Source organism: Mesorhizobium sp. GW821-FHT07A06 (assembly GCF_059419085.1).
The window spans coordinates 450,592-467,983 of sequence record NZ_JBWKRC010000005.1 but is presented as its reverse complement, the minus strand read 5'-3'; the positions used below and the strand labels follow the sequence as shown (position 1 = coordinate 467,983).

General features: G+C 60.0%; 15 protein-coding genes and 3 pseudogenes. 6 read left to right on the top strand and 12 right to left on the bottom strand.

The features are described from left to right. Positions 1-31 precede the first annotated feature (31 nt). From aldA to AC07SZ_RS19390, 10 genes are all read right to left on the bottom strand, one after another. Positions 32-1,516, bottom strand: a complete 1,485-nt coding sequence (aldA, locus tag AC07SZ_RS19435; protein WP_494915482.1) for an aldehyde dehydrogenase — start codon at positions 1,514-1,516, stop codon at positions 32-34. 13 nt (positions 1,517-1,529) lie between these two features. Further along, positions 1,530-2,579: a 4-hydroxythreonine-4-phosphate dehydrogenase PdxA gene (gene pdxA / locus AC07SZ_RS19430; RefSeq protein ID WP_494915481.1), complete on the bottom strand. Its 1,050-nt coding sequence runs from the start codon at positions 2,577-2,579 to the stop codon at positions 1,530-1,532. Positions 2,580-2,663: 84 nt separating this feature from the next. Beyond that, positions 2,664-3,764: a four-carbon acid sugar kinase family protein gene (locus tag AC07SZ_RS19425; RefSeq protein WP_494915479.1), complete on the bottom strand. Its 1,101-nt coding sequence runs from the start codon at positions 3,762-3,764 to the stop codon at positions 2,664-2,666. After that, positions 3,761-4,690: a DeoR/GlpR family DNA-binding transcription regulator gene (locus tag AC07SZ_RS19420; protein WP_494915477.1), complete on the bottom strand. Its 930-nt coding sequence runs from the start codon at positions 4,688-4,690 to the stop codon at positions 3,761-3,763. Before AC07SZ_RS19420 ends, AC07SZ_RS19425 begins: the two co-directional genes overlap by 4 nt. Positions 4,691-5,003: 313 nt before the next feature. Next, entirely contained in the window at positions 5,004-6,044 is a 1,041-nt protein-coding gene (locus AC07SZ_RS19415) for an ABC transporter ATP-binding protein (protein WP_494915476.1), read from the bottom strand. Further along, a complete protein-coding gene (locus tag AC07SZ_RS19410) occupies positions 6,041-6,202 on the bottom strand; it encodes a hypothetical protein (RefSeq protein ID WP_494915475.1) in 162 nt (53 codons plus the stop codon). Before AC07SZ_RS19410 ends, AC07SZ_RS19415 begins: the two co-directional genes overlap by 4 nt. Further along, entirely contained in the window at positions 6,202-6,426 is a 225-nt protein-coding gene (locus AC07SZ_RS19405) for a hypothetical protein (RefSeq protein ID WP_494915473.1), read from the bottom strand. The genes AC07SZ_RS19410 and AC07SZ_RS19405 overlap by 1 nt, the downstream gene beginning before the upstream one ends. A gap of 32 nt (positions 6,427-6,458) precedes the next feature. After that, a complete protein-coding gene (locus AC07SZ_RS19400; RefSeq protein WP_494915471.1) occupies positions 6,459-7,847 on the bottom strand; it encodes an ABC transporter substrate-binding protein in 1,389 nt (462 codons plus the stop codon). 68 nt (positions 7,848-7,915) lie between these two features. Continuing rightward, positions 7,916-8,887 carry a phosphotransferase gene (locus AC07SZ_RS19395; protein ID WP_494915469.1) on the bottom strand — a complete coding sequence of 324 codons (972 nt, stop codon included), beginning with the start codon at positions 8,885-8,887 and terminating at the stop codon, positions 7,916-7,918. Between the two features lie 87 nt (positions 8,888-8,974). Then, the gene (locus AC07SZ_RS19390; protein ID WP_494915467.1) at positions 8,975-9,670 is read right to left on the bottom strand and encodes an HAD family hydrolase; all 696 of its coding nucleotides are present in this window, start codon (positions 9,668-9,670) and stop codon (positions 8,975-8,977) included. 135 nt (positions 9,671-9,805) lie between these two features. Here AC07SZ_RS19390 and AC07SZ_RS19385 point away from each other — a divergent pair, with 135 nt between their 5' ends. From AC07SZ_RS19385 to AC07SZ_RS19360, 6 genes and pseudogenes are all read left to right on the top strand, one after another. Then, positions 9,806-12,124, top strand: coding sequence for an FAD-dependent oxidoreductase (locus AC07SZ_RS19385; RefSeq protein ID WP_494915466.1), 2,319 nt, complete (start codon positions 9,806-9,808; stop codon positions 12,122-12,124). A 3-nt stretch (positions 12,125-12,127) separates the two neighbouring features. Next, a complete protein-coding gene (locus tag AC07SZ_RS19380; RefSeq protein WP_494915465.1) occupies positions 12,128-13,048 on the top strand; it encodes a carbohydrate ABC transporter permease in 921 nt (306 codons plus the stop codon). Further along, positions 13,045-13,893, top strand: coding sequence for a carbohydrate ABC transporter permease (locus AC07SZ_RS19375; RefSeq protein ID WP_494915463.1), 849 nt, complete (start codon positions 13,045-13,047; stop codon positions 13,891-13,893). The genes AC07SZ_RS19380 and AC07SZ_RS19375 overlap by 4 nt, the downstream gene beginning before the upstream one ends. A gap of 2 nt (positions 13,894-13,895) precedes the next feature. Continuing rightward, positions 13,896-14,747 carry a DeoR/GlpR family DNA-binding transcription regulator gene (locus AC07SZ_RS19370; protein WP_494915462.1) on the top strand — a complete coding sequence of 284 codons (852 nt, stop codon included), beginning with the start codon at positions 13,896-13,898 and terminating at the stop codon, positions 14,745-14,747. Between the two features lie 31 nt (positions 14,748-14,778). Then, positions 14,779-14,879, top strand: a pseudogene (locus AC07SZ_RS19365) (IS66 family transposase); the annotation flags it as partial. A gap of 92 nt (positions 14,880-14,971) precedes the next feature. Then, a pseudogene (locus AC07SZ_RS19360) lies at positions 14,972-15,330 on the top strand (IS66 family transposase); the annotation flags it as partial. Here AC07SZ_RS19360 and AC07SZ_RS19355 read toward each other — a convergent pair. Both AC07SZ_RS19355 and tnpC read right to left on the bottom strand, forming a co-directional pair. Further along, a pseudogene (locus AC07SZ_RS19355) lies at positions 15,320-15,589 on the bottom strand (IS256 family transposase); the annotation flags it as partial. The pseudogenes AC07SZ_RS19360 and AC07SZ_RS19355 overlap by 11 nt on opposite strands. A 148-nt stretch (positions 15,590-15,737) precedes the next feature. Further along, on the bottom strand, positions 15,738-17,339 hold the full coding sequence (gene tnpC, locus AC07SZ_RS19350; RefSeq protein ID WP_494915461.1) for an IS66 family transposase: 1,602 nt from the start codon (positions 17,337-17,339) through the stop codon (positions 15,738-15,740). Positions 17,340-17,392 lie beyond the last annotated feature (53 nt).

Here is a 17,392-nt window from a genome sequence, read left to right as displayed (position 1 = left end):
CCCGCTTGCTGTTGAGTTGAAAAATAGAACGCTAGTTCCCGTATGGCATCAGGCCGCTGGTCGGTGCCCCCGAGTAATTCAGATAGACCGTCTTCTTGCGCAGATAGGCTTCGAGGCCATGGCTGCCGTCGTCGCCGCCGAAGCCGCTGTCGTGATATCCGACATGGAAGCCCTGGAGGCTCTCCGGGCCAACGCGATTGACGTATAGTTCGCCGAAGGCAACCTCGTTCACCGCACGCATTATCTTTGTGATGTCGTTGGTGAAGAGATATGCCGACAGCCCATAGCGGCTGTCGTTGGCGTGATGAACGACCTCTTCGAAACTGTCGAAAGGCATGATCGGCACGACGGGCCCAAAGACCTCGTTCTTCAAAATGGACATCTCTGGACGCACGTCGGTGATGACTGTCGGATTGTAATAGAAGCCGCCGGCATGGGGCGGCTTTTCGGGGCGGTTGCCGCCAATGACAATTTTGGCGCCCTGCTCGACGGCTTCGGCAACGCGCCGTTCGACTTTTTCCAGTTCGGCACGGCTGACCTTCGGGCCAAGATCCGTCCCGTTGTCCATCGGATCGCCGATCCTCAAGGCCTGGCTGGCGGCGACGAATTTCTCGACAAAGCGGTCGTAAACCGGACGCTCGACGTAGGTCCGCTCGTTGCAGATGCAGACCTGGCCGCAATTCATGTAGCGTGAGGTGACGGCGGAGCGCACGGCGATGTCGATGTCGCTGTCGGCCATGACGATGAAAGGAGCCTTACCGCCGAGCTCTAGGGAGAGAGGCGTCAGATTAGCCGCGGCGTTGCTCATGATGCGCTTGCCGGTCGGTACGCTGCCGGTCATCGTGATCAGGTCGAGTTCGGGGCTCGCGCAGAGCGCTTCGCCGACGATCGGGCCGGTGCCGGTTATGATGTTCACCACACCCGCCGGAATGCCCACCTTGTGGAAGATGCGCGCCATGGCCAGGGCGGACAAGGGCGTGTCCTCATGGCTCTTCAGGACGATCGTATCGCCGGCAATCAGCGCCGGCGCCACCTTGCGGGCAACGAGCGCGAACGGATAGTTCCATGGTATGATCGCGCCGACGACACCGATGGGAACGCGCTGAATCCATATCTGTTCGCCGGCGTAATCGGATGGCAGGATCTCGCCCTGGATACGCCGGGCGAATTCAGCAAAAAAATCAAAAAACTCGGCGGAGCCCGCGACTTCGCCGCGCGCTTCGTTGATGGGCTTGCCCTGCTCTCGGACGATCAGCCGGGCGTAGGATTCTGCGTTACCGCGAATTTCGGCGGCGACCTTGCGCATGTAGCGGGCTCGTTCGAGCGGCGCGAGTGCACCCCATGCCGGCTGCGCGCGGCGGGCTGCGGCGATCGCCTCTTCGGTCATGGCTGCATCGGCCATGGCGACCTCGGCAAAAGCCTCGCCCGTCGCCGGGTTGATGACCTCCCGATGCTTGTCCGCCCCCCGGAATCGACCGTCAATCAGCATCTCGCCTGATGGGATAGTGTCGTGCATCATCACTTTCCTCTTAGATTGTCGTGGCCGACGTCTTGCGCGAACGCGTGAGCGCAACGGCGTAATCGATGGCTTCCACAAGGCTGTCGGCGTTCGCGACCCCTTTGCCGGCGATGTCGAACGCGGTTCCGTGATCGACGGACGTGCGGATAATGGGCAGGCCTAGCGTGACGTTGACGCCATTCAACGCTTCCCAGGCGCCGGTCTTCGGGTTGGTATGAAAGCCTAGAAGTTTCACCGGGATGTGGCCTTGATCGTGATACATGGCGACTACCGCGTCGTATTGCCCGCCCCTCAACTTGACGAACACGGTATCGCCCGGCAGCGGTCCGTCCACGGAAACGCCTTTGTCGCGATAGGCTTTGACGATGGGGGCCGTTATATCGATGTCCTCGCGCCCGAATATACCGCCTTCGCCCGCATGAGGGTTCAGGGCGGCGACACCAATTCGCGGAGCCTCGATCCCGAGGTTCCGCAACGCGCCCAGCGTCAGGTCGAGGGTTCGAGCCAAGCGCTCCGGTGTCAGCAGCTTCGGCACGTCCGCCAAGGCCACGTGCGTCGTCAGGTGCGTGACGCGAAAATCGCCATGGGCGAGCATCATGACCGAGCCGGACGTGCCGGTCAGATGCGCCAACATGTCAGTGTGACCGGAAAATGCGTAACCCGCGAGATTAAGCGCTTCCTTGTTCAAAGGTGCTGTGACGATGCCATCGATCGTGCCGGCGACAGCCAGGTCCACCGCTCGTTCGATGGCAAGATAGGCGTGCCGACCCGCCTCGGCGCTGACAATGCCGATAATTGGTGCCTGGCGGCCCGGCTCGATGGCAACAACCCCCGCACCGCCGGTGACGGCGCCCGGGCGCGCGACGCGTGCCAGGCGAGATAAGCCGAGGCCGTCCGCGGCGGTGTCCAGTGCTTCCGCGCAGCCGATGATCGTCAGGCGCAGCGTACCGTCACCAAGCCGACGGCTGCAGCGTGCGACGGCCTTCATGACGATTTCCGGGCCGACGCCAGCCGGATCGCCGACCGTGATAGCTAACGAGGTCTTCTCATCCGATCGCATTCGATGCCTCACGGAAGGTGCTTCAGTGCTCATTTAGAGCGTAGCAAAAGAATTCAATAAACGTCAATAAGAAATCATAAACGATCAAAAAGCATCAAGTAGAAATTTGGAAATCAGATCGACCGGCCCGAAACCGCCTGATTTGGAAATCACGTCCAACCCATTCCAGCGACCGGCGCGGAAGCGGCTGGCGGGCGCACCGTCGGCAAACTGGCCAGCGACGAGAAGGCCGTCGGCCGAAAGGGCGCCGGTTAAAATGTCGAGAGTTTCTCCACCGGTGACGAAAAGGCTGCCCGGACGCGGCAGGCAGCGTGCGGCGCGAGCAAGCCACGCTTCTATTCGCTCCGATATGTCCGAACCGGTGCTGTAGACGGGCAAAAGAGGCGTGATGAGCCGGCTGTCTCCACGAGCTATCGCGGCGGCCACATTTTCGAACCCGGCCCCGTCTGTCGCCACCTCGACATGCATCCCCGCTGCCGTTGCATCGAGATGGGCGATCTGTCGTATCGTTTGGGGATGAGCGGTGCCGGCGATGAGCAGTTTGGGTCGTTGGAAGGAGGTGTGTGTGCGCGGCGGGGGAATATGAAGGACACGCGCCAGGGCGGATGCCACGCCGGATGAGCCGCACAGGATGACGTCCGGTCGGGAGGCCGCGATCGTTGCGATCCGTTCAAGGTCGTGATCCGTCTCGGCGTCCCAAAGGCTGATGCCTTGAGGCGTGGAAGCAGCGTCCGGCGAACGCGCTTTCACATCGAGCCCCAGGGCGGCGAGCTCGCTGGCCAGGAGTGTCGGTTCGCGCATCCAGGCTTCGCCGGGGCCAGCGCGTGACATGACGCATCCCGATCGGACGATCCGCCCCTGGGCCGGCAAGGCAGGCGCGATGACGATCGCGCGTTCAGGTGCGATCCTGTGGATCGCGGCGATTTCACGCGCGGCGTGGCCCCTCAGGCGGCTGTCGATCTTATGGAATGGCCGCCTGGCCGCGAGCAGCCATGGCAGGCAGTTCATGAAGATTTCGGCTGCGGCCGTGTCGGACAAATCGCGCGCACCGGTCGAGCAGGCGAAGGCGGCCGCCACCGGTTGTGCGCGTGTGACCAGGAGCGAGCCCGCGGGGCCGGTGAAGCAAACCGCCGTATCCAGCGCGCCCGACAGGTCGTCGGCGAGAACGCGTATCCCCTGTGTCAACCGGTAGAGCCCGCAATGGCCGGCGCGATGGTCAATTGCACGTCGATCGCGTCGTATTCGCGGCGTATCGCCATCGGCAATTCCTCGTCGGTGATGATCTCGTCGACATCGTCGACCGTGCAGATCTGACAGAAGCTCTGTCCGCCGAACTTGCGCGAGTCGGCGAGGACGATGACCTTCCGCGCCGCGCCGATCATGCGCTTTTTCATCGCCGCGACCTCCAGGGAAGTCTCGGTGAAGGTGCCGCCCGAGACGGTGTGCACGCCGATGAAGGCGACATCGGCGTAGATGCTACCAAGAAAATCCTGCCCCGGTGAGCCGACGAGCGTCGTCGAGCCGGGGCGTATCGCGCCGCCGACGACGATCGTGTGGATCGATGCCGCATTCGACAGCAGCAGGGCGCCAGCGATGTCGTTGGTGACCGCGGTGAGAGACAAGTTGAGCGTGCAGATGGCGCGCACCGCTTCGCGGACGGTGGAACTGGCATCGAACAGAACGCTCTGCCCAAAGGTCAGGCGCTGGGCTGCAACGGCTGCAATCGCCGCCTTCTGGGCGCGCGCCGTTTCCGCCGCAATGGAGGCTTCGGGCTCGAAGCGGGTGGTCGGAGCACTTTGAATGATCGCACCGCCATGTGTGCGCTCGACATAGCCTCGCTCCGTCAGGTAGTCGAGATCGCGGCGCACCGTGGACAGTGAGGCGCCGAGCGCCGCGGACAGGTCCTGGATCGAGGCGATGCCCTCGATGCGCAGGCGCTCCAGGATCAAGGCGTGACGCTGGGCCGGCAGCATGTCGACTCGTGTATTGGTTGCGCGCTCTTCCAACTGGGCCTCGACAGGTTTGAAACAATTTGACCGAATCTGACGCATTTCAAGGGTGCTGGCCGATGCGCCGAGCAGAATGAACCGCGCTTTTAAGGGTTTGATCAAGTCTTTTTTGGAAATTCTTCGAGGCCGCTACTTCTGCTACCGGGTAGGGGGGGCATGCCGGAAACGAGGTGCCGGAAAGCTCTGGCTGTATTTTAAACCTCAGTGACCGGGGAAAGGTAAGAATAGGAGGTGATCAATAACTGCAACGGGGTCGATTGCCAGTGCGTCGGGAGCGGACCGATATCTTCCAGGTTCACATAATGTCGCCCTAACCAAGGCAAACGGATATTGAAGGGACTACTGGTTTGGTTTCGTCAGAGAGGTGACGGCGCTTGTCCAAAACCACTCGACCAGGGCGGCACTGTTTTTAAGCCTAGATTCTACTCCCATCCTTGTCGAAGAGATGAATGTGTTTTGCAGCGACGTAAAGTTCTGCTCCAGCACTCAGTCCGTCTGTGCGCGGAATTCTTGCAGTAATCACTGGACCATCGGTCAGCAATTCGACGATTGTTTCCGCTCCCAGGTGCTCTACCACGCCCAAAGTTCCCCGGATGGCCCCGGGCGTATCTCGCAAAACGATTCTGAGGTGTTCCGGCCTTATTCCCAGATATGTCTTTCCGATAACATGAACCGCACTGTCGATCGAAATACCCTGGCACAGGAACTTACCGTTTGCGATCTCGCCTTCCAGGATGTTCATGCTCGGTGAACCGATGAAGGTGGCGACGAAGAGATTGGCGGGCTCGTCATAGACCTCGAGCGGCGTCCCGATCTGCTGGGCCACACCCCCGTGCATGACTACTATCCTGTCCCCCATGGTCATCGCCTCGACCTGATCGTGCGTGACGTAGATCATGGTTGATTTGAGTGATTTATGCAGGCGGATGATTTCGTTACGCATGACGCCACGTAACTTGGCGTCGAGATTGGACAGGGGTTCGTCGAACAAAAACACGTCGGGCTCACGAATGATCGCGCGACCGAGTGCAACGCGCTGACGCTGGCCACCTGAAAGCGTGCGCGGTTTGGACTGCAGGTACTGTTGCAGGCCGAGCGTGGCGGCAACTGCCTCGACCTTGCGGGCGATCTCCTCCTTCTGAACCCCTGCGAGTTTCAGGGCGAAGCCCAGATTCTCGCGAATGGTCATGTGTGGATAGAGAGCATAGGACTGGAAAACCATCGCGATCCGTCGATCTCTCGGGTCGAGATCGGTCACATCCCGGGTGCCGATAAATATTTCTCCATCAGTAGGCAGTTCGAGCCCGGCGATCATGCGCAAGGTAGTGGTCTTCCCGCAACCGGAAGGACCGACGAAGACGACAAACTCCCCGGCGGCTATCTCCAGGTCAAAAGCTTTCACCACCGAAAAATGGCCAAAGCTTTTGCTCAGGCTGCGCAGGCTCACATTCGTCATTGCATAGCTCCAAGATACGTCATCCCGGCCAGGACGAAGATCATCGTTCCCCAGAATCCGACTTCGCCGCTGTCGAACAGGCCATGTTTGTCGTTCCACCAACCAAGGGCGAGTTGAAGGGGAAACATGGCAATGAGAATAAGCAGATATGGCGTCATCACTGCACACGAAAAATTTTTCTTATTAGGATGATCATGAGCGACGTGACAGCAGGCAGAACGACAAGGACGCCGGCCGCGACGGCATAGCGGGATATCCCTAGGTTGAGCGCCAATGGACAGAGGACGATGATCATCAGGCAGTAGAGAAACGCCCAGAAGCTACCGCGAAAATTGCTGTTGGACAGGCTGATGAAGCGGTGCTGGGCTGGCCGGGTGTCCATGAAGGCCGGCCCCGCGTTTCCGGGCTCACCGCTCACGGTTGCAGGATTTCTGTGAATGCTGCCTGGAGTTTCCCGAGCGCCGTGTCGGCGTTCTGCTGACCTGCCCCCGCCGCACTCAGCTCGTCGAGGACCAGAGGCTGCAACTCCACCCATTCGGGCAGGGCCGGCCGCGGATAAACGAGGCTCGGGTCAGCTAGCAGCTTGCGGAACAGGACGGTCGCGCCGTCGTCGTCAAGTTCCGGGTTTGCAAGAACGTCCTTTCTGAAGCTCAGGCATCCCAGTGGATGGCAGCGCGACTGCACGTCGTAGGTTCCGAGGAACTGCGCCAGCAGAAAGGCAGCCTCTTTATGCTGAGATTTTGATGGAATGACCCATGAAGCGCCGTCTGCGACCGTGTGCGGGCCTGGGTGGAGGAAATAGCCGATTTTCCCGGAAACCACTGGGCATTCCTCAGGCTTCTCTTCCATGGCCGTCGAATCCGCCCAGCCGGGAGTCGAGAATAGCTTGCCGGTGCAGAAATCGGCATATTCCTCGTCCCAGGTGTATTCCTTATAGGAAGGCGGCGAGAACTGCCGCCAGTCGAGAAGGTATTCCAGCGCCTGCTTGGCGACGGGCTTGTCGAACTGCGGCACGCGGTTGTCGTCGACCATGACGCCGCCCATGCCGAGCAGGACGCGCTCATAGTCGTAGAAGAGGGTAATGTGCCGCTTGAAGGCCGCGGCGGTGCCCCACAATTCATGGTCGAGGGTCTGACCGGCGACCTTCTCGCCCGGCTTGCGGTTGTAGAATTCGGCGACGTCCCGCCATTTCTGCCAGTCGTCGACCTCGATCCACTTGTCGCCGTTGAAAGGCGTGTCGTAGCCGTATTTGGCCTTGAAAGCCGCCTGCTCGGCGGGGTCGGCCGCGAGATCCTTGCGATAGATACCGAACGGCGAGTTCAGCATGTAGGGAATGCCGTAGAGGACGCCCTTGTAGGTGCCGGTGCTGGCGATGACGCCTTGCGACATGTCCTCGAGCTTGTAGCCGGGGTCGTGCAGGGCCGCATTATCGAGGAAGGGCTGCATCGGTTCCGCGAAGCCGTGCTCGCCCCAGGCGCCGATCACCAGATTGGTCATCTGCACCAGGTCGTAGATCTGCGTGCCAGTCAGCGCGTCGGTCAGGGTCTGCTGTTGTATCTGACCGAGATCGCCCGCCTCGATGGTCACCTTGATCCCGGTCCGTTGCTCGAATTCCGGAATGAATTTCTTGAAGGCGTTGCAGGGCGCATAGGCCTCGCAGGCGATGGTGATGGTCTGGCCCTTGTAGGGCGCGGAAGCCTCTTCGAGGCTCCAGGCCGATGCGGAACCGGCGGCCAGTGCATAGAACGATCCCGCGAGTGCCGCCACAAGGATGGCGGGAGTGCTGTGTGATGTGGCTCTCATTCCCCTGTTCCCTTTCCCGCGCCTTTTGAACGATGCAAACCGGCCGGCACGGATAGGCCGGTTTGCTTTCAGGTTCCCGTTTCGAGAGGTCCGTAGGTTTTTCGATATTCGCCGAGGCCTCGCCTGAAACGGTCGAGATTGAGTTCGCAGTAGCCCTCGAAGCTCGGCGCGTAGTCGCCATAGGTCGCCGCCATCGACGCCGCCACCGTGTCGCCCGGCAGATGCGAAACGAGCTTCTGTACGGCCGCCCAGAGATATTCCATCAGGGAAACCACGACGCAGAACAGGGAGAAGAGCTTCATCTCCTGAAAGCCGGCCGGCTTGCCGAGATAGTGCGATACCACCCGCTGCCAGTCAGAACGGGCGATGTCGCCGTTGATCGTCATGCTCGCCAGATCGGCCATCGGATGGCCGATGCCGCCGTAATCCCAGTCGATCAGCCTCAGGCTCCCATGTTCGTCGAAGACGAAATTCTGCGGCAGCAGATCCATGTGGACGAAAGTCGGAACGAACGGCGGGATGTGCGCCTCGATCGCCGCGCACAGGGCCTCGAATTCAGGGATCGCGTCCGCCGCTTCCCGGCTGCCCGCCTGCTCAAGGAAGGCGTAGTAGCGTTTGACCTTCTGGGGAGGATAGCAGAAGCGCAACGGACCCGGCAGGCTGCTGCCGAGGCAGTGCAGCCGCTTCAGCAGATCGATCGCCGCTTCCAGAACGGAGCGATCGGCGAAGGAGTCCGGACGCAACGTGCCGCCGGGCAGGAAATCCATAATGGTAAGCGCGTCGTCCTGGTAGTGCAGCCGCGGGGAAATCCCGGAATTCGCGGCTGCGTTCATCACTGTCGCCACAAAGGGCTGATAGAGATCGTGAGCCGGCATATCGAAGCTTACGCGCGCCACATACGCCGTCTCGGCATCCCGTACCATAAAGTTGTGGTTGGTGAGGCCGCCAACCATGGGCTCGATCCGAACCGATCCACGCCACAAATCCAGTGCGGCGATATGACGAACTATCTTGTCGACATCCCACGAGTGCTGGATCAATCCCTCATCCTTGTCATTATTCCCACCCATTACGTGGAGAATTACACATAAAGAGTAGGATGTGAATTGTTTTTTCCACTCTTGTAATTATAGGAGCCTCGTCACCTCGCACAGGCTCCCGAGAACGACGTGGGCGCCTGCTTCGATAAGATCGGCTTCTGTCCCGGCGCCACTCAACACACCTATGCAAAGTCCCAGGCCCGCATTTCTTCCAGTTTGCATGTCGTGCGGTGTGTCGCCGACAATCGCTACCTGCTCTCGCCGGAGTCCAGAGGCCGTGCAGAAAGCCAGCGCCATACCGGGTTCCGGCTTCGCTCCATAGCCGCTATCGCAGCCGGCGACGAAGCCGATGGCATCGCCAAGCCCTAGTCTGTCGACACTGGCGTGTGCAGACAAGGTTGTTGCATTTGTTGCCATACCAAGCGCAAACCCCGCCTTCCAGAAGGCTTTTATGGTTTCTAGGGCATTGCTGATCGGCTGGGCGTCGGCCATTTCGTGCGCGTCGATTGCGGCCAGATGTTCCTGAATATCTGCTTTGCAGATCCCTGGCAGCAATGGTCGCCAGACAGCGATGACATCCTCATTCGTTCCGGCGGCGAAAGCGCATTCGACCCCCATTCGGCGCGCTTCGGGCTGGAAGCCTGCCGCCTTCAACAGCGCGCCTTCCAGAAACGGATCGCCTTGCGAAAAGAGGGTCGCCGCCCTCTGCGCGATCCGGATAAAGGGAGCATGAAGATCGATGATCGTCCCATCGCGATCCAGCAAAAGCCCGCGCACCTCCACTCTCAATCTCCTGTCGCTAGGTCGTTGGAGAAAACTATATAGGGTATTGTTATTCCCACAATATTATTGTTATCTCCCCACTCAATGAAAATTCACCGGGCGAGAATCGCCCGGGAAAACGTCCGCGGAGCCGCCATGTCGAGAGAACTGCCGAAACGAAGCCAGATCGTCGTGATCGGCGGAGGGATTGTTGGCTGCTCGACCGCCTATCACCTCGTGCGCCGCGGTTGGCAAGATGTTGTGGTGTTGGAAAAAGCCCAGCTCACATCTGGTACGAGTTGGCACGCGGCCGGCTCGGTCGGCCAGCTGCGTAGCAGTATCGGTGTCACGCAGATGATTGGCTATTCCACTCAGCTCTATGGCCGGCTGGAGGCGGAGACCGGCCAGGCAACGGGGTGGGTTCAGTGCGGCTCGGTTCGCCTGGCCTGCACGCCCGAGCGCAAGGACGAACTTGAGCGTTCGGTCATGATCGGGCGGTCGATCGGGCTGGATATCCGCATGATCTCGCCTGACGAGGTCAAGGCGATGATTCCGGTGGTTTCTCTGGAGGGGGTCCTTGGAGCGATTTACATTCCCACCGACGGTATGATCAATCCGAGCGATGTCACGATGGCTCTGGCCAAGGGCGCGCGAATGGAAGGGGCGAGGATTTTCGAAAACACCAAGGTCACCGGATTCGTGCGTAATGGCGATCGCGTGACGGCGGTCGAGACGACCGGCGGGACGATCGCCTGCGACAAGGTCGTATTATGTGGCGGGGTCTGGGCGCGCGAAGTGGGGCGGCTTGCGGGCGTCAACGTACCGTTGCAAGCCAATTACAATCAGTACGCGATCACGGACGTCATACCCGGCCTGCCCCGTGGCGCACCGGATCTGCGCGACCCCGACAATTACATCTATTTCAAGGAAGAGGTGGGGGGGTATGCCTTCGGCAACTACGACCAGGAGCCACAGGCTTACCAGGTTTCACCAATTCCCGAGGACCATGCATTCCATCTCTTCGAGCCGGAACTGGATCATTTTACCTTAACGGTTGATGCCGCCGTTATGCGCGTTCCTGCGCTTTCCAAGGTCGGAATCAAACGGTTCATCCACGGGCTGGAGTCCTTCACCGAGGACGGTATGCCGATTATGGGCGAAGCGCCCGAGCTTCGTGATTTCTTCCTCGCCTGCGGCTTCAATGGTTTCGGTATCGCGTCGGGCGGTGGTGCGGGTAAGGCGATGGCAGATTGGATTACCAACGGTCAGCCACCTTACGATTTGAGCGCGGCGGACATTCGTCGCTTCAGCCGACATCATGGATCGGACCAGATGGTTAAGCAGCTCGCGATCGATGGCCAGCGTCGCCATTACGCGCTGGCACGCCCATCAGATGAGGCGCAGATGGCAAGGACTTTGCGCCGGAGTCCCGTCTATGCTGCTCTCGCCTCAGCCGGGGCACGCTTTACGCCGGTGGCCGGTTGGGAAATCGCGGAATACTTCCATCGCGAAGAAGGCAATGACGCCGATGACCTCGTCAACGGCGAGTATATTGCTGCGAAGCGGTCCGCCATTCTCGTCGACGATAGTTCGCGGGCAAAATTTGCCGTCATGGGGCAGGGGGCTGAAACAGCGCTTCGAGACCTCTTTCCAGCTTGCCCGCCGTTAAAGAAGGGGCGGATATCTACTAATTTTGCGCTGAGCCCCACAGGCGGCATCGATTGCGACGTAACGATCACGCCATTGGAGGATGATAGCTTTCTGCTGACGACCTCGGCTTCGCGCAGCACCTATCTCCAGACCTTCATTCATCACGGGCTGTCGGAGGTTCCTGAGGTTCGTTGGCTGGATGTGACCGCCGGGACTGCCGTGCTCGTGATGAGCGGTCCTGCCGTGCCGGAGATACTGGAGCCGCTCATCGAGAATGCTGTTCCCGGTCTTGGTACGTCGTTTGTTGCGGACGGCTATCTTGCCGGTGCGCCGGTGCGCCTCGTGGCTACCACTCCGTTCGGTGAACCGGGCATCGAGATACATGTCTCGTCTGACTACGCAGCCTATGTCTTCGAAGCACTGTGTGAGAACGGGGCGCCGAACGGATTGCGCCTTGCCGGTTCGAAGGCCATCGACAAGCTGCGCATCGAAAACGGCGTTCCTGCCTTCGGTAAGGAGATCGATGGCTGCACGACGCTTTGTGAGATTGGCTTGGGCGTAGGCGCGACTGGCAAGCCAGCCGACCGGTCCCTGAAACGGTTCCTTGTTAAGGGAAGCACCTATCTTCCCAAAGGCCGTGAAGGTCTTTTTGCCGGGGACCAGCGCGTTGGAAGCATCACCAGTGCGGCCTTCTCGCCTATTGCCGGAGGAAGCTTCGTTCTCGCTTTCGTAAACAAACGGTTCTCAAACGCAGGGCTTGAGCTGGAAACGTGGGACGGCCGAACTAAAGTCACCGGTTGCAGCGAAGCCTATTCGGAGCATTGAGCTATGGCAAAGGGGCGGTGGCCTTCCCTGCGGATCAGGTGGCATTCGAAGGATGTCTTCATCGTCTTTTGCCTGGCGCCCGTCCTGCTGTTTCTGACACTGACGTCCGTTCTTCCCTCTATCGTCGCACTGGGCGATAGTTTTACGAACTGGAATCTAGCCGGATTCGCAAAGCAGCCCCGCATCATTGGTCTGGCGAATTATGCAACGCTTCTCGGCAACGACCCTCAATTCTGGGGGGCGTTGCGCAGAACCGCCATTTTCGTGTTCATCGTCGTTCCGGTTGAACTAGTTCTAGGTTTGGGTGCAGCCCTTTGCTTTGATCGCTTCTTCTTTGGGCGGCGGCTGGCGATAACGCTCGTCATGATTCCGACGATGATCGCGCCAGTGGTCGTCGCCATGCTCTGGAGATTCATTCTTGCACCGAGCTTTGGTGCGGGTACCTATCTGCTTCAATCCGTCGGCCTCTTCAGGGATGTCCCGGTCTTCTCCGATCCGATGACGGCTTGGCTTGCGATCATGCTCATAGATATCTGGGAATGGACCCCCTTCATGATGCTTATCATGATCGCAGGCCTTTCCAGCCTTCCCTCAGAGCCGATCGAGGCCGCGCGGATCGATGGAGCAAAGCCGTGGCAGATCCTATGGCATGTCCAGCTTCCCATGCTGAGGCCGCTGATCGTCGTAGCAGTACTATTTCGAGCGATCGATGCCTCGAAGATGTTCGATGCGATTTATGTCCTGACCGGCGGTGGCCCTGGCACTGACTCGACCGCCACGATTACCTTCTTTGCTCACAAGGCCATTTTCGGCTCATGGAAGCTTGGCTACGGATCGGCCATCTGCATGGTACTTGGCGTTATGTCGCTGATTGCTGCAGCCGCTTTCAACAAGATCGTCTCCACAAGAAAGGAGGCAGCATGAGCAGCACTCGTAAAAGAACCGGGTGGCGGCGCCGTTTTCGATCGGCGTCCTGGGTCTTGCCCCTGTTTTTCCTGCTCGTCGTCGCGCTATTACCCTATCTTTGGATTCTGTTGACCAGCTTTAAGCCCAAGAATGAGATATTCGTCTCGCCTCCGAGTCTGCTGTTCGACCCGGTACTCGACAGCTACCGCTCGGTGTTTGTCGATAAGGGCTTCGGGCGTTATCTCTTCAATTCCATCGTGGTCGGGCTTTCGAGCACTCTGGTTGCCGTGACGATTGGCGTCCTTGCCGCTTACGCGATTGCAAGACATAAGGTGCCGGGCTCGAATCATCTGATGTTCTTTATTCTCTCGACGCGACTTGGGCCGCCGGTAGCTTTCGCTTTGCCGATGTACCTGATCTTCTACCGTCTCGGCATGCTGGACCTCGGGGTAGCCGTCATTTTAGCGCATGCAAGCTTCAATCTTGTTCTTGTCGTCTGGATGATGAAGTCGTTCTTCGAGGATATCCCCAAGGAGGTGGAGGAGGCTGCCCGGCTCGATGGTTGCGGTCATTTCGGCGTATTCTTCCGCATAAGCCTCCGTATGGCGTGGCCAGGTGTCGTTACGGTAGCGATCTTTGTTCTCCTGTTTTCGTGGAATGAATTGTTATTCTCGCTGATTCTTTCCGCTGGGCAGTGGAGGACGATGACGGTGATGATTCCGACGCTCGTCGTGCAGACAAGTACTCTGTGGGGCGAAGTGGCGGCGGCGTGTGTGGTCCAGAGTATCCCCGTCATCCTCTTTACATTCATGGGGCAGAAGCATTTGGTGCGAGGGCTCACCTTCGGGGCCGTGAAAGGGTAGATATGATCCAGGAGGACGCTGCGGGCGACGATGCAGCCGTCGAGAATGAAAGCGGTGGTCGTTTCAACCGGGAGACACGTCTCAAGCATATCGTGGCGGAACTTGAAGCCAATCCGGGCATGAAGCTCGTGAGCTTGGCCGATGCGTTCAACGTAAGCACGGAGACAATACGGCGGGATCTGAACAAACTCACGCGCCAGGTACTCATCAATCGAACCTATGGCGGGGCAATGATTGTCCCTTCCGGGATCGATCGCCCGTTCATGGAGCGTAATGCCGTTCATCGGGAAGAGCGAATTGCCATCGCACGCCGGGCCGCAAAACTGGTCGAGCCGGGCGAGACCCTCGCGCTGGGCCCCGGAGTGACGACGCTTCAGTTCGCGCGCCGCCTCGCTGCCGGATCGTCTAACGTGACTGTCATCACCAACGACCTGCGTATCACGACGACTGTCGGAGCGTCCAAACACAGCCGTGTCATCATGTTGCCCGGAGACTACGAGAGCCAGGAGTCTTTCGTCTACGGACCAGAAGCCGATGCCTTCATGGCGCGCTTTCAGGTAAACAAGGTGTTCTTCGGCACGAGCGGCCTGACGGTGGATGGACCCAACGAATACGATTCCCGCGTTACCTGGACTGTCCGCAGAATGATCGAACAGGCCCAGACCGTCGTGTTGCTGGTCGACCACTACAAGTTTGGCGAGGTGCGCCTTGAGCGCATCTGTCCGCTAACCGATATCGATATCGTCGTGACGGACCAACTGCCTGATGCAAAGCTCCATGAGGCGATGATTGGGGCGGGCGTTGAAATCATCGTTGCCGATGTAAAGAATCCGGACAATGTCCTCTTGGAATGAGGCCAGATAGAAATTTCGGATATGGAGCGGCTACGCGCTCTCACGCTGGGAAGGGCTTACCCGCTTCCTGAGTGACGGCTGCATCGATATCGACAGCACAACACGGTCGAGCGCTCCACCCGTCCGATAGCGGGGCGTGTTTCGTTATGCACTCCATATTCAAGTATCGTAAGCGCGTAGGTCACCCCACGGTACGCATCCGGCCTGGGCCGCCTTGCGGGATTGACGTGCGCAAGGGCAAGCCCACCCACGAGATCTCGCCTGTCGCGCTTGAGGCCGTGGCCCGCATCGATGCCGTGTTCGATATCGAACGTGGCATAAACGAATGTCCGTCGAGGGGCGGCTTGCCGCCAGGCGGCAGCACGTCCGTCCGCTTGTCGAGGAATTGCACGACTGGTTCACAACTCAGCATGCGCAGATATCCAGGCACAATCCTGTCGCCAAGGCGATCAACTACATGTTCGAGAAGGAGGGGCGCTGGGAGGCCTTTACCCGGTTCCTCGACGACGGCAGGCTTTACCTCTCGAACAATGCCGCCGAACGCGCCCTGCGCGGTATCGCTCTTGGGAGAAAGGCGTGGCTGTCCCGGTAACCGTCCGCGTGCGATGGCCGTGGCGATGGCCAGTAACACCGGCGACCTCATCATCGCGCTCGACCGGATGTCGCCCATAGCGGGGACGGGCAAGCACCGTATCCAGTTCCGTCTCCAGCATCGTCTCGATGAAGCCGCGCACCCGCTCGCGCAGGCCAGCTTCGATCGGGTCGAACCAGTTGTCGAAAAGATCGTTCGTCGTCCCAGCCTCATGATGATCGGCTTTGGCATTCATGGTAATCATGGTCATGGCGTAGTCTCCTGTCCGGCGCTTCAACGCCGGATGATTCGAGGTTGATCACCCCGGAGACTACGCCAACTTCAATTCCAACCACTTCCGCGACGGCACCCCTCGCTAGTCTGAGTTGAAACAATCGTAAGCGGGTAGCCGCGGCCGTTCAGGCTTTGAAGTTCCAGGGCATGAGATCGTCGATCCGGGAGATCGGCCAGCCCTGGGCAATGCGCTCGAGGGTCTGGGCGAGCCAGGCGTGTGGATCGACGTCGTTCATTTTTGCCGTTTGAAGGAGCGTCGCGATGGTCGCCCAAGTCCGGCCGCCGCCATGGGAACCGGCGAAGAGGCTGTTCTTTCTCGTAATTGTCTGCGGCCTGATTGCCCGCTCGACGATGTTGGAGTCGATCTCGATGCGCCCGTCAGTCAGGAAGCGCTCGAGAGCGGCGCGCCGGGAGATGGCGTAGCGGATTGCTTCGGCGAGTTTGGATTTGCCGGACAGGCGTGGCAGCTCCTTGCCCCACAATTCGAAGAGGCCGGCGACGATAGCGGTGGATTTCTCCTGACGGATATTCGCCCGTACCGCGGGATCGAGGCCGCGGATTTCGGTTTCGACCTTCCACAGCGCCGCCATGGCCTTCACCGTTTGCGTCGCCAGTCGCGAACTGCCGTTCACATGCAGCTCGTAGAACTTGCGCCGCACGTGGGCAAAACAGGCGGCCAGTTGCACGCCGTCATTGGCGCCGGCGGATTTGACCAACTGGTTGTAGGCAGCATAGCCATCCACCTGCAGGATGCCGGCAAAGCCTGCCAGATGGCGCGCCGCGCATTCGCCGCCACGGCTGTCCTCGAAGCGGTAGGCGACCATCGGCGGACCGGCACCGCCAAAGGGCCGGTCATCCCTGGCATAGGCCCACAGCCAGGCTTTCCGGGCCTTGCCGGTTCCAGGCGCGAGCGTTGGCAGGGTGGTCTCGTCGGCAAAGACCCGTTCGCCCTGCTTGATCTTTTCCAGCACATAGTCGGCCAGCGGCTGCAACTCGAAGCCGACCTTGCCCATCCATTGCGCCATTAGCGAGCGGTGAAGCTCAACGCCGTCGCGCGCATAGATCGCTTCCTGCCGGTAGAGCGGCAAGCCGTCGGCGTATTTGGCGACCGCAATCTGCGCCAGCAGTGCCTCGCTGGGAATGCCGCTGTCGATGATGTGGGCGAGCGCGGCCGCCTGGATCACGCCGTCGCGGCCCCTGTAGGCGTATTTCGGGCGCCGGGTGACGATTACCCGGAACCGCGCCGGGGTCACGTCCAGCCGTTCCGACACGTCCTCGCCGATCAGAACCCTTTCCAACTCCTCGCAGCCGGCGGGGACCTCAGGCTCGATGACGATCTCGACCCGCTCCAGATGCGCGGCAAAGCCCTTGCGCGGACGTGGCGCTCGTTTCGGCCTGTCCGGCCTGGCGCGCTCCAGTTCGGCCTCGAGCGCCGCCACGCCGGTCTCGATCTCGTCGAACACGAAGGCGATCTGCTCATCGCTCGGCTGCTCGCCGCGCAGCCGTTCCGAGCGCGTGCCGAAGCGTGCCCGCTCCAGCATCTTCACAATCGCCGTCAATTCGAGAATGCGCTCGTCGGCGGTCTTGTTTACCGTCTCGAGGTGGACATTGCGGGCTTGCAGATGGGCGTTGCGCGCTTCGATCCGGGCCCGCTCTTCGACCATGGCCACGACCATCGCCTTGAGCGCATCAACATCGTCCGGAAGCTCTGCAGCAGCCATCGCCATGGCCGCAATCACAGCATGTTCGCGGCCGTTTTCCCAACGCTTTCAACGTCCTG